The following is a 12369-nucleotide window of genomic DNA, read 5'->3' on the forward strand; positions in this document are numbered from 1 at the left end:
CACCTTGGCACGGGCTCAGGCGCCGCGGACGGCCCCGACGACCGCCCAGCGGCCGGAGCGCCAGCGGATGAGCACGGCGGCCAGGCGGAACACCATGAACAGCGACAGCCCCGTCCAGATGCCGGTGAGCCCCCAGCCGAACGCGAGTGAGAGCCAGATCAGCGGCAGGAAGCCCAGGCCCGCGCTGACGAGCGTGGCGGTGCGCAGGAACGCGGCGTCGCCGGCGCCGAGCAGCACGCCGTCGAGCGCGAACACCACGCCCGCGATCGGTTGCAGCGCCACGAAGAACCACCACGCGTGCGGGATCTCCGCGAGCACCCCCGGGTCCGAGGTGAACGCGTGCGGCAGCGTGCTCCACAACGCCCCGAAGAGCACGCACAGGACGCAGCCGAGCACCAGCCCGTACGCGACGATCTGGTTCGCGACCCCGCGCGCCTGCCGCTCGGCTCCCCCGCCCAGCGCCGCGCCGACGAGCGACTGCGCCGCGATCGCGACGGAGTCGAGCACGAGCGACAGGAACGTCCACAGCTGCAGCACGACCTGGTGCGCGCCGACCGCTTCCGTCGAGGTGCGCGCCGCCACGGCCGCCGCCGAGACGAAACACGCCTGGAACGCGAGGCTGCGCAGCACGAGATCGCGGCCCAGGCTCAGCTGCGCGCGCATCACCCCGAAGTCCGGCCGCAGCGGCACGCGCTCACGCACCAGCGCCGCGAAGAACAGCGACGCCGAGACCACCTGGGCCACCACGTTGGCGATCGCCGAACCCTCCAGCCCCAGCCCGGCGACGTAGACGAGCACCGGGCACAGCACGGCCGAGATGCCGTTGCCCGCCAGCACGTACCGCAGCGGGCGGGCCGCGTCCTGCACCCCGCGCATCCAGCCGTTGCCGGCCATGGTGACGAGGATCAGCGGCGCCCCGAACAGCGCGATCCGCAACCACGACACGGCCGCCGCCGCGATCTCGTCACTGCCCGACAGCGCCCGCGCGATGGGCCCGGCCAGCAGCTGGCCCGCCACCAGCAGCACCAGCCCCACCAGCACCGCCAGCCACGTGGCCTGCACGCCCTCACTCACCGCGTCGCGCCGCCGCCCGGCGCCGTGCAGCCGCGCCGTGCGCGAGGTCGTGCCGTACGAGAGGAACGTGAGCTGCGTGGAGATCTGTGACAGCACCACCCCGCCGAGCGCCAGGCCCGCCAGCGGCAGCGCGCCGAGATGCCCCACCACCGCCGTGTCGACCAGCACGTACAACGGCTCCGCCGCCAGCACCCCCAGCGCGGGCACGGCGAGCCCGAGCACGCGTCGCGCGGGAATCCGGTCCTCGGAGGTCACAGGCGGGGCAGGCGGGGCTTCATCGGGCACCCGGCGAGCGTAACGACCGCCGCCGACATTCCGGACGTCAAGCGCGCAGGATCACCGGCAGGGCCGCCGGCCCGCGGCTGCGGAACGTCGAGCGCCACACCGGGTCGCCCGCCGGGACCATCGCCGGGAAGCGGCGCAGGAGGGTGTCGAAGCCGATCTCCAGTTCGAGGCGGGCCAGGGGTGCGCCGAGGCAGAAGTGGGGGCCGTGGCCGAAGGCGAGGTGGGGGTTGTCCGGACGATCCGCGTCGAAGGTGTCCGGGGCGTCGAACACCGTGTCGTCGCGGTGGGCCGAGGCGAGGGCGAGCAGGACGGTGTCGCCGGCACGAACCGTCGTGTCGCCGATTTCGAGGTCCTGCAAGGGAAAGCGGCGGATGGCGAGCTGCGCCGGCGAGGCGTGGCGCAGGATCTCGTCCACAAAGGACTCAGCCGGTGCCGTCCGCAGCGCCGGCCGGGTGAGCAGCTCGTGAAAGCCGTTGCCGAGGACGTGCACCACGTTCTCGTACCCCGCGAGCAGCAGGAGGAACGCGGCGCTGAGCAGCTCGTCGTCGGTGAGGTCCGGGGCGACGACGCTGAGCAGGTCCTCCCCCGGCTCCGCACGCTTGGCCGCGATGAGCTCGGTGACGAACGCGTACAGCGACCGCATGGCGTCGCGCGTGGCTTCGGCGTCCGTCGGCATCAGGACGGCGTCGGTCCACGTGCGGAAGACGGCGACGTCGGCGGGGGCGACGCCGAGCAGCACGCAGATCACCGTGATCGGCAGCGGCACGGCGTAACCGGCCATGAGGTCGGCCTCGGCCGGGAGCGCGTCGGCCAGCTCCTCGGCGATGCGCGTGACCTCCGGCCGCAGGGCCTCGACGCGACGCGGGGTGAAGGCGCGTCCCAGGAGCCGGCGCAGGCGGGTGTGCTCGGGGGCGTCGAGGTTGAGCAGGTTCTTGTCGAGCGCGGGCGGCAGCGCGAGGCCGCGGTAGCCGCCCGACGAGTGGGCCTTGTCCAGCGACAGCCTCGGGTCGCCGAGACCCGCCTTGACCTCGGCGTAGCGCGTGACCAGCCAGATCGGCGCGCCGTCGGGCGACTCCGCGCGGTGCACGGGGCCGGCGGCGCGCAGCCGGGCGTACGCGCACACCGGGTCGGCCAGGAACTCCTCGTCGAACCGGACGGGTTCAGGCACTCCGGTTCCCCAGCAGCGGCGCCCGGCCGAGCGCGGCGCGCAGCCGCGCCAGCACGTCGTCCGACGTGCCCTCCATCGTGCAGCCCGCGGCCATCCGGTGCCCGCCACCGCCGAACTCCGAGGCCACCGCCGACACGTCGACGCGGCCCGCGGACCGCAGGGAGACCGTCCACACGGAACCGGGCGAGGCGGGCGCGAACTCCTTCAGCACCCCCGCGACGCCGGCCTCGCGCGTCGCGCGGACCACGTCGATCACCGACTCCACCTCCTCCGGCCGCACGGTCGCCGCCACGGCCGAGCGCACCACCGCGTGCACGAACCCGAAGCCCTGCGCGGCTTCCGGCTCCAGCTCCGCTTCGGACAGCACGGCCGAGAGCATCGGCAGCCACGCGAACGGGTGGTCGTCCACGATCCGCCGCGCGACCTCCGTCGGGTCGACGCCGGCCTCCAGCAGGCGCGCTGCGATCCGGTGCGTTTCGGGGCGGGCGCGGCGGAAACCGCTGGTGTCGGTGACGATCCCCGCGTACAGGCAGCGCGCGGCCGGCTCGTCCAGCTCGACGCCCATGACCTCGATGATCTGCGCGACGAGCACCGCGGTCGCCTCGGTGGCCTCGTCGACCACGTGGTGGGTGCCGTAGAACGCGTTGGTGGCGTGGTGGTCGACCACCAGCACGGCGCCGCCGTCGGCGCGGACCACATCGACGCGCGAGGCGAGCCGGCCCAGCCGCGCCGGCACCGGCGTGTCGAGTGCGACGAGCAGCTGCTCCGATGCGGGCAGGTCGTCGGGTTTGGTCAGCAGCCCGTCGACGTCGAGCCAGGTCAGGGTCTCGGGGGCTTCGTCGGGCTCGCCGAACGACACGCGCACACGGGCGCCGCGCCGGTGCAGCACGTGGCCGAGGGCCAGAGCGCTGCCGAGTGCGTCGGCGTCCGGGCGCACGTGGCCCAGCAGCGTCACGTCGGTGGCCCCGGCGAGTAGAGCCGCGGCGGCTTCGATGTCCTGCGCCAAAGTAGCTGTCACAGTGCGTCACGCTACGCTCTGCGGGATGCCTGAGTACGCGATCCTCGTTCACCCGTCCGCCAACCGGGTCTACGCCGCCTCGTCGCCCGCGCTGCTGCGGGCCGAGCTGGCGGTGTTCGGCGCGGCCGGCCTCTCCGCCGAGCTGTCGGAGGCCGAGGACGTGGAGCTCGGCGGCGTGGGCTACGTCAAGTTCGCGACCCCTGAGCCGCTGACCGGGCCGGACGTCGCGCTGCTGTCCAACCTGTCCTCGCTCTACGCGCTGTTCGAGCTGGGCGACGGCGTGCTGCGCCCGGTCCTGGTGCGGCCGCTGGCGAAGACGGACTCGGACCTGCTGACGATCCAGAAGTACGCGGGCAAGACCAATGAGCAGTTCACGAAGCTGCTGCTCAACGTCACGCTGCTCGCCACCGCCGACCCGACCGGGTGGCTGGAGCGCCCGCGGACGCTGCTCGACCCGCTGTGCGGGCGCGGCACCACGCTCAACCAGGCCGTGATGTACGGCTTCGACGCCACCGGCCTCGACGTGGACGGCAAGGACTTCGAGGCCTTCGAGCAGTTCCTCAAGACCTGGCTGCGCACCAAGCGCGTGAAGCACACCGCCGACTCCGGGCAGCTGCGGCGCAACAAGGTCCGCCTCGGGCGCCGCCTCGACGTCGAATACGCGTTCGACAAGGACGACTACAGGGGCGGCCAGACGCGCCGGCTCACCTACTTCAACGCCGACACCCTCACCACCGACGAGCTGCTGCGCGCGAACTCCGTGGACGTGATCGTGACCGACGCCCCGTACGGCGTGCAGCACGGCAGCCACCGCACGCAGGACGCGAGCCTCGCGCGCAGCCCGCGCGACCTGCTGGCGGCCGCCGTTCCCGTGTGGACACGCGTGCTCCGCCCGGGCGGCGCGCTCGGGATCTCGTGGAACCTCAACGTCCTGCCGCGCGAGGAGCTCGTCGCGGTGCTCGCGAAGGCCGGCCTCGACGTGCGCGAAGGCGGGCCGTACGAGCAGTTCGCCCACCGCGTGGACCAGGCCATCGAGCGCGACCTCGTGGTGGCGTCGAAGCCCTGACCGTCCTTCGCGATCAGAGCCCGAGGAGCTTGCGCGCGTTGCCTTCCGCGATCTTCTCGTGCACCGCGCGGTCGAGGTCCAGCGCGTCGAACCAGGCGGCGGCCTCGCCCATCGACTCGAACGGGTAGTCCGCGGAGAACAGCACGCGGTCGGCCCCGACCTCGCCGATCGTGAACAGCAGCTCGGGCGTGGCGAAGTTGCCGCTCGTGGTGAGGTGGAAGTTCTCGCGCAGGTACTCGCGCAACGGTTTGCGCGCCGGGATGCCCGCGGGCTTGACCTTCAGCCGGTGGTCGGTGCGCCAGATGTTGAACGGCAGCAGCTCGCCCAGGTGCCCGAGGATCACCTGCACGCCGGGATGCTCGTCGAACAGGCCACTGGCCATGAGCCGCAACGCGTGCGTGCCGGTTTCGATCGAGAAGCCCCACGCCGAGCCGTAGAGCCACGGGTGGCCTTCGAGCATCCGGCTGTCACGCGGCAGCGGGTCGCGCGGGTGCAGGTACACCGGCACGCCCAGGTCTTCGACGGCCGCCCAGAACGGCCGGTACCGCGGCTCGTCGAGGTAGGCGATCCGGTCACCGTCCACTTCGGAGAACCCGTTCACCAGCGCGCCCTTGAAGCCCAGCTCGGTCACCGCGCGGCGCAGCTCGGCGACGGCTTCTTCGGGATCCTGCAACGGAAGCGCGGCGAACGCGGCGAACCGATCCGGCCGTAGCTCCACGTGCCGGGCGGCCACGTCGTTGGTGCGCCGCGCCCAGTCCACGGCCTGCGCGCGGTCGGGCAGGCCCTGGATTCCGGGCGCCAGCAGGGAAAGCACGACGATCTCGATGCCGGCCTCGTCCATCAGCCTCAGGCGTTCGTCCTGGACGTCGAGCAACTGGCGGCGGTGCGGCGGCCACGTCTGCTCGGTGAAGTGCTCGCGCGACTGCTCGACGATGTCGGGGTCGGCGGTGCCGAAGTGCTCCTCGAGGGCGATCTTGCGGACCATGCTGCGTCTCCTCCCGGTTCCGTGAGCCAAACATAGCATGCTATGTACTTCGGTGATCTAATCTTTCCGGGTGACCGTGCCCTCCGGGTCCGCCGAGCCCGACACCGACGTCGACCGCTTCGCCGACGCCTGCAACGCGCTCTACTCGGCCATGCGCACCAACCGCGCCCGCCTCGACGCGCAGGCCGCGGCCGCCTCCGCCCTCAGCGACTCGCAGGCCCAGCTCGTGACTCCCCTGGCCCGTCTGGGCGCCATGACCATCGGCGAGCTCGCGCAGGAGGCGAAGCTCGCCCAGCCCACCGTCACGCGTTCGGTGAAGGCCCTGGAGTCCGCCGGCCTCGTCCGCCGCACCCCGCACGCCCACGACGACCGCCGCGTCGTCGTCGCCCTCACCGACCGCGGCCGCGCCCACTGGGACCGCGCCCGCACCCGCCTGCGCGACAACCAGCGCGCGGCGTGGGACCTCCTGCCCGGCGAGTTGCAGCCTCAGGTGCTGGACCTGCTGCAGGCACTGACCGACGCGGTGACCGCCACCCGGCCGGTGGACTGACGGCACGAAAAACCGCCGGCCCCGAGCGTCGTGCGTTCAGGGCCGGCGGCCTGGTGGGCGGGGCAGCCGCGGGCGGCGTAGCCAGCGGGGCGGGGCGCCCGGAGGAGGTGGCGACGAACGGCGCGGCGCCACGGAACAGCGCGCCGCGTCGTCGGACGTCGGGGGTCCTCCGGAGCGGTTCAGCCTCGCGTCTCCTCTTCGGCTTCGGCGAGGTCGACGTCGAGGTCATCCTCGTCGTCGTCTTCGCGCGGGGCCTTGTACGGGTCCGCGTCGCCGGCGTGCTGGGCGCCCGTCGCGCGGCGGGCCACCTCGGCGTCGGCCTCGCGGGCCTTGGCGAGGAGTTCCTCGATGCGGCGCGCGTCGTCGGGGATGCTGTCGGCGACGAAGGTGAGAGTCGGGGTGTAGCGGACCCCCGTGCCCTGCCCGACCTTGGTGCGCAGGACACCCCGGGCAGACTCCAGCGCCGCCGCGGCGCCCGCGAAGTCCGGCGCCGAGTCGAGGCTTTCGCCCAGCACCGTGTAGTACACCGTGGCGTCGTGCAGGTCCGCGGTGATCTTGGTGTCCGTGATGGTCACGGCACCGAGCCGCGGATCCTTGACGTCGTGCTCGATCGCCGACGCCACGATCTGCGAGATCCGCTTGGCGAGCTTGCGAGCCCGAGCAGGATCGGCCATGGGAGGTGTCTCCTTCTGAAATGTTCTCCGGTCTAGTCGTCCGGACCGAGCAGCCGGCGGTGTGCCGACAGCAGGACGAACTCCGGTCGCGAGGCCACGAACCGCTCGCACGAGTCGAGCACGTCCCGGACGTGTTCGCCACCCGCGGCGACCACGGCCACCCCGATCAGGGCTCGCCGGTGCAGGTCGAGGTGACCGGCTTCGGACACCGAGACGGCGAAGCGCTTGCGCACCTCCGCCACGACCGGCTTGATCACGGATCGCTTCTGCTTCAACGAATGAATGTCGTCGAGCAGGATGTCGAGCTCGAGAGCTCCGACGTACATAGGCAGTGAAGTTGTGCCGTGAGGCGAAAGGTCCGGGGTGCGGGCCGAAACCCGCACCCCGGACCGATCACTCACGCACGGGGCTTCTCCCGCTGTTCGTAGGTCTCGATCACGTCGTCGACCTTGATGTCACTGTACGAACCCAGCGTCAGACCGCATTCGTACCCTTCACGGACCTCCACCACGTCGTCCTTGAACCGCCGCAGCGAGCTGATCGGCAGGTTCTCGGCGATGACGGTGCCGTCGCGGAGCAGGCGCGCCTTGGCGTTGCGCCGGATCTCGCCCGACATGACCAGGCAACCCGCGATCGTGCCGATCTTGGAGGACTTGAAGACGTCGCGGACCTCGGCGCGGCCGAGCTCCACCTCTTCGAACTCCGGCTTGAGCATGCCCTTGAGGGCCTGCTCGATCTCGTCGATCGCCTGGTAGATGACCGTGTAGTACCGGACGTCGACGCCCTCGCGGGTGGCCCGCTCGGTCGCCTTGCCCTGGGCCCGGACGTTGAACCCGAGCACGATCGCGTCGGACGCGGTCGCCAGGTCGATGTCCGACTCGGTCACACCACCGACACCGCGGTGCACCACGTTCAGCTCGACGTCGTCGCCGACGTCCAGCTGCAGCAGTGCCGCCTCGAGCGCTTCGACGGTACCCGAGTTGTCACCCTTGATGATCAGGTTGAGGCTGCTCGTCTCCTTCAAGGCGGAGTCGAGGTCCTCGAGGCTGACCCGCTTGCGCCGCGACGCGTTGAGCGCGTTGCGGGTGCGAGCGGAGCGGCGCTCGGCGATCTGCCGGGCGACGCGGTCCTCGTCGACCACCAGGAAGGTGTCGCCCGCGCCCGGCACCGAGGTGAACCCGATGACCTGGACGGGACGCGAGGGCAGCGCCTCGGTGACGTCCACGTTGTGCTCGTCCACCATGCGGCGGACGCGGCCGTAGGCGTCGCCCGCGACGACGGAGTCGCCGACGCGCAGCGTGCCTCGCTGCACCAGCACCGTGGCCACCGGGCCGCGGCCGCGGTCGAGGTGTGCCTCGATCGCGACACCCTGGGCCTCCATGTCCGGGTTGGCCCGGAGGTCCAGCGCCGCGTCGGCCGTCAGCAGGATCGCCTCGAGCAGCCCGTCGATGTTGATGTTCTCCCGTGCGGAGATGTCCACGAACATCGTGTCGCCGCCGTACTCCTCGGCGACCAGGTTGTACTCGGTGAGCTGCTGGCGGATCTTCTGCGGGTTGGCGCCTTCCTTGTCGATCTTGTTGACCGCGACCACGATCGGCGCCTTGGCGGCCTGCGCGTGGTTGATCGCCTCGACCGTCTGCGGCATGACCCCGTCGTCGGCGGCCACCACGATCACCGCGATGTCCGTCGAGTTCGCACCACGGGCACGCATGGCGGTGAACGCCTCGTGACCCGGGGTGTCGATGAAGGTGATCAGCCGCGGCGTGCCCTCGAGCTCGGTCTCGATCTGGTAGGCGCCGATGTGCTGGGTGATGCCACCGGCTTCACTCTCGCGCACCTTCGTCTTCCGGATCGTGTCCAGCAGGCGGGTCTTACCGTGGTCGACGTGACCCATGATGGTCACGACCGGCGGCCGGACCTGCAGGTCTTCCTCGCCACCCTCGTCCTCACCGTAGGTGATGTCGAAGGTCTCCAGCAGCTCGCGGTCCTCCTCCTCGGGGGACACGACCTGGACGACGTAGTTCATCTCGCCGCCGAGCAGCTCGAGGATGTCGTCGGACACGGACTGCGTCGCCGTGACCATCTCGCCGAGGTGGAAGAGCACCTGCACCAGCGAAGCCGGGTTGGCGTCGATCTTCTCGGCGAAGTCGGTCAGCGAGGCACCGCGCGGCAGCCGGATCGTCTCGCCACTGCCCTTGGGCAGGCGGACGCCGCCGACGCTGGGCGCCTGCATGTTGTCCATGTACTCCTGGCGCTTCTGCCGCTTCGACTTGCGGCCCTTGCGCGAGGGACCACCGGGACGCCCGAAGGCACCCGCGGTACCGCCACGGCCACCGGGGCCGCCACGACCGCCGCCGCCACCGCGGAAGCCGCCGCCACCGCCGGCAGGAGCACCGGTGCCGCCACCGGGACGGAAACCGCCACCGCCGCCACCGCCACCGGGACCGCCACGGAAGCCACCGCCACCGCCACCGCCGCCGCCGCCGGGACGGAAACCGCCGCCACCGCCGCCGCCGGGACGACCGCCGCCACCGGGGCCACCACGGGCACCGCCACCGGGGCCGCCGCGGGCGCCACCGCCCGGACCGGCCGGACGCGGGGTGCGGCCCGGCATCATGCCGGGGTTCGGGCGCGGGGGCATGTTGCCCGGGCTCGGCCGGTTGCCACCGGCGCCACCGCCGGGACGCGGCGCGGGCCGGTCACCGCCGCCACCGGCACCGCCGGGACGCGGCGGACGGTTGTCGCCGCCCTGACCCGGACCGGGGCGCTGGGCCGGCGGACGCGGGGCCGGGGCGCCGGAACCGACGCCGAACGGGTTGTTGCCGACGCGCGGGGTACGCGGGCCGGGCTTGGGACCGCCGGGCTTGGGGCCCTGCGGCTTCGGCGGCACGACCGAGCCGGACGACGACGAAGCGGCGTCCTGCTTCGGAGCGGGCTTCGGCGCCGCGGTGCTGCCACCGGACGGCTCGGCCTTGGCCGCGGGGGCCTGCACCTGGGGCTGCGGTTGCTGCTGCTGCGGCTGCGCCGGAGCCGGAGTGGCCGGGCGCGGGCCGGGACGCGGGCCCGGACCGGGACGGCTGCCCGGGGTGGCCGGACGCGGGCCGGACTGCTGCGGAGCAGCGGACGGAGCGGCCTTGGCCGCCGGCGCCTGCTGCTGGGTCGGCTGCGGAGCGGGCGCGGCCGCGGGCCGGGGGGCCTGCGGAGCGGGCGCAGCAGCGTTCGAGTTGCCCGAGTTGGCGGCCGGCGGCGTGGGCCGCGGGCCGGGCGTCGGGCCGGACTTCTTCCCGCCCTTGGCGGGGTACGCGTCACGCAGCCGGCGGGCGACGGGCGCCTCGACCGTGGATGACGCGGACTTGACGAACTCGCCCTGCTCCTTGAGCTTGGCGAGAACTTCCTTGCTGGTGATGCCGAGCTCTTTCGCGAGCTCGTGTACACGGGCCTTGCCTGGCACAGCTCTCCTCATCTAGGGGAGGCCAGGCGGTGAAGAGACCCGCTGACCTCGTCCTTATTGTCGCGCGTTCATGGCGTCGGCTTCACGGCTGACTCATGACGGGTCGACCTGCTTCCTTGTTTCACCGCGGTTCCGGGTGGGTCCCGGAACCGATCTCCGTGATGAATGCCGGGTGCTCGCGCAGCCCCGCGGTGTCGAGCGTGCCCTGGGCCCGAAGTGCCCGGGGGAACGCCCGCTTCCGCTCGGCCTTGGCCAGACAACCCGGTACGGGGTGCACCCACGCGCCCCGCCCCGGCAGCCGCCGACTTTCGTCGACGACCAGCCGTCCGGCCACCACGACCACTCGCAGCAGCTCACCGATCAGGACCCGCTGCCGGCAACCGACACACGTGCGTACCGGGAAATGCCGGTGGCGCTGGAGGTCGGTCGTGTCGCCACATCCCCGCGGCGGACCCTGAACCACTGATGAGTCTAGCGCTTCGACCTTCACTCAGCCGAACCGGTTGTCGCGGCGGGCCGCGCCTGTCCGGCGTGGTCTTGATCACCCACCGGGTCGGCGGGTGCGGCGTCGCTGCGGATGTCGATGCGCCAGCCCGTGAGCCGGGCCGCGAGCCGCGCGTTCTGGCCCTCCTTGCCGATGGCGAGGGAGAGCTGGAAATCGGGTACGACGACGCGAGCCGTCTTCGCCCGCTCGTCCACGACACGTACCGAAACAACCTTCGCCGGGGACAATGCATTCCCCACGAAGCGGGCCGGATCCTCCGAGTAGTCGATGATGTCGATCTTCTCGCCGGCCAGCTCGCTCATCACGTTGCGCACGCGCGCGCCCATCGGGCCGATGCAGGCGCCCTTGGCGTTCACCCCGGGCACGGTGGAGCGCACCGCGATCTTGGTGCGGTGCCCCGCCTCGCGGGCCACAGCGGCGATCTCGACGGTGCCGTCGGCGATCTCGGGCACCTCGAGGGCGAAGAGCTTGCGCACCAGGTTCGGGTGCGTGCGCGAGAGCATGATCTGCGGCCCGCGGTTGCTCCGTGAGACCCCGACCACGAACGCCTTGATGCGCGTGCCGTGCTCGTAGGACTCCCCCGCGACCTGCTCGCCCGAGGGCAGGATCCCCTCCGTGTCACCGACCTGGACCACGACCATGCCGCGGGCGTTGGCGCGCGCGTCGCGCTGCACCACGCCGGCCACGATCTCGCCCTCCTTGGCGGAGAACTCGCCGAAGGTCTTCTCGTGCTCGGCGTCGCGCAGCCGCTGCAGGATGACCTGCCGGGCAGTCGTGGCGGCGATGCGGCCGAAGCCCTCCGGCGTGTCGTCCCACTCCTCGTCGACCTCGCCCTCGGGGGTGAGGGTGTGCGCGAGGACGCGGACGAGGCCGGTCTTCTTGTCGATGTCGATGCGCGCGTGGGGCTGGTGCCCCTCCGTGTGCTTGTAGGCGGTGAGCAGAGCCGTCTCGATGGCCTCGATCACCGTGTCGAAGGGGATGTCCTTGTCCCGTTCGATCGCCCGCAGCGCGGCGATGTCCACGTTCACTTCGGCTCCTCCTTCGCTTCCGTCTGGCCGGCAGGGGTGCTGCTCTTGCCGGACGCGTCTTCTTCCAACAGTTTGAGCTCGTCGGCGGGCGGCTGCTTGAACTCGATCTCCACCACGGCCTTCGCCACCGACTTGTAGTGCACGTCCTTCAGCCTGCCCTCGACGAGCACGGTCACGCGCTCCTCGCCGGCGTGGCCCACCCGCGCGACGAACTCCGCGCCTTCCGCGGGCGTGATGCGGACCAGGCGGAACTTCGCGCGCCGCCAGTGGCGCGGCTGTGCGAGCGGCCGGTCCAGCCCCGGCGAGGTGACCTCGAGGGTGTAGGCGCTCGCGAGCACGTGTTCGTTCTCGTCGAGCGCCGCCGACACCTTGCGGCTGATCTCGGCGACCTCGTCCAGCCCGACCCCGTCGTCGGAGTCGACGACGACCTTGACCAGCTGCTTGCGGCCGGCCTGCTGCACCTCGAACGAGTCGAGGTCGAAACCCGCGGCGGTGACGGCTTCGGCCACTATCGGCTGAAGCCGGCTGGCGAGTTCGTTGGGCACGTGGAGCACTCCTGTTCGGC

General features: G+C 72.1%; 12 protein-coding genes. 2 read left to right on the forward strand and 10 right to left on the reverse strand.

Annotation, left to right across the window (positions count from 1 at the left end; translation table 11 throughout):
- Window positions 1–15 precede the first annotated feature (15 nt).
- Genes ACQPXB_RS32000 through ACQPXB_RS32010 form a run of 3 tightly spaced genes read right to left on the reverse strand, consistent with a single transcriptional unit; the run spans window position 16 to window position 3545 of the window.
- The gene (locus ACQPXB_RS32000; RefSeq protein ID WP_386950240.1) at window positions 16–1359 is read right to left on the reverse strand and encodes an MATE family efflux transporter; all 1344 of its coding nucleotides are present in this window, start codon (window positions 1357–1359) and stop codon (window positions 16–18) included.
- A 37-nt stretch (window positions 1360–1396) separates the two neighbouring features.
- Window positions 1397–2527: a cytochrome P450 family protein gene (locus ACQPXB_RS32005; RefSeq protein ID WP_432845485.1), complete on the reverse strand. Its 1131-nt coding sequence runs from the start codon at window positions 2525–2527 to the stop codon at window positions 1397–1399.
- Window positions 2520–3545, reverse strand: a complete 1026-nt coding sequence (locus tag ACQPXB_RS32010) for a DHH family phosphoesterase (RefSeq protein ID WP_386950246.1) — start codon at window positions 3543–3545, stop codon at window positions 2520–2522. Before ACQPXB_RS32010 ends, ACQPXB_RS32005 begins: the two co-directional genes overlap by 8 nt.
- Window positions 3546–3570: 25 nt before the next feature.
- On the opposite strand from ACQPXB_RS32010, the gene ACQPXB_RS32015 reads away from it, so the two are divergent.
- Window positions 3571–4611: a TRM11 family SAM-dependent methyltransferase gene (locus ACQPXB_RS32015; RefSeq protein ID WP_432845486.1), complete on the forward strand. Its 1041-nt coding sequence runs from the start codon at window positions 3571–3573 to the stop codon at window positions 4609–4611.
- A 13-nt stretch (window positions 4612–4624) separates the two neighbouring features.
- On the opposite strand, the gene ACQPXB_RS32020 is transcribed toward ACQPXB_RS32015, so the two are convergent.
- Window positions 4625–5596, reverse strand: coding sequence for an amidohydrolase family protein (locus ACQPXB_RS32020; RefSeq protein WP_366582232.1), 972 nt, complete (start codon window positions 5594–5596; stop codon window positions 4625–4627).
- A gap of 70 nt (window positions 5597–5666) precedes the next feature.
- On the opposite strand from ACQPXB_RS32020, the gene ACQPXB_RS32025 reads away from it, so the two are divergent.
- A complete protein-coding gene (locus tag ACQPXB_RS32025) occupies window positions 5667–6146 on the forward strand; it encodes a MarR family winged helix-turn-helix transcriptional regulator (protein WP_366582233.1) in 480 nt (159 codons plus the stop codon).
- Between the two features lie 179 nt (window positions 6147–6325).
- Here ACQPXB_RS32025 and rbfA read toward each other — a convergent pair whose 3' ends face one another.
- The 6 genes from rbfA to rimP form a co-directional block, all read right to left on the reverse strand.
- Window positions 6326–6820, reverse strand: coding sequence for a 30S ribosome-binding factor RbfA (gene rbfA, locus ACQPXB_RS32030; protein WP_366582234.1), 495 nt, complete (start codon window positions 6818–6820; stop codon window positions 6326–6328).
- Window positions 6821–6852: 32 nt separating this feature from the next.
- Window positions 6853–7146 (reverse strand): DUF503 domain-containing protein, encoded by a 294-nt coding sequence (locus ACQPXB_RS32035; RefSeq protein WP_220242307.1) that lies wholly within the window; start codon window positions 7144–7146, stop codon window positions 6853–6855.
- 71 nt (window positions 7147–7217) lie between these two features.
- On the reverse strand, window positions 7218–10271 hold the full coding sequence (gene infB, locus ACQPXB_RS32040) for a translation initiation factor IF-2 (protein ID WP_432845487.1): 3054 nt from the start codon (window positions 10269–10271) through the stop codon (window positions 7218–7220).
- 121 nt (window positions 10272–10392) lie between these two features.
- Entirely contained in the window at window positions 10393–10614 is a 222-nt protein-coding gene (locus ACQPXB_RS32045) for a YlxR family protein (protein ID WP_432845488.1), read from the reverse strand.
- A 143-nt stretch (window positions 10615–10757) separates the two neighbouring features.
- Complete coding sequence (gene nusA, locus ACQPXB_RS32050; protein ID WP_366582237.1) at window positions 10758–11804, reverse strand: transcription termination factor NusA; 1047 nt, start codon at window positions 11802–11804, stop codon at window positions 10758–10760.
- Complete coding sequence (gene rimP / locus ACQPXB_RS32055) at window positions 11801–12349, reverse strand: ribosome maturation factor RimP (protein WP_366582238.1); 549 nt, start codon at window positions 12347–12349, stop codon at window positions 11801–11803. The genes nusA and rimP overlap by 4 nt, the downstream gene beginning before the upstream one ends.
- Window positions 12350–12369: the final 20 nt, after the last annotated feature.

The sequence above is a fragment of the Amycolatopsis sp. CA-161197 genome, from assembly GCF_050942255.1.
GTDB lineage: Bacteria > Actinomycetota > Actinomycetes > Mycobacteriales > Pseudonocardiaceae > Amycolatopsis.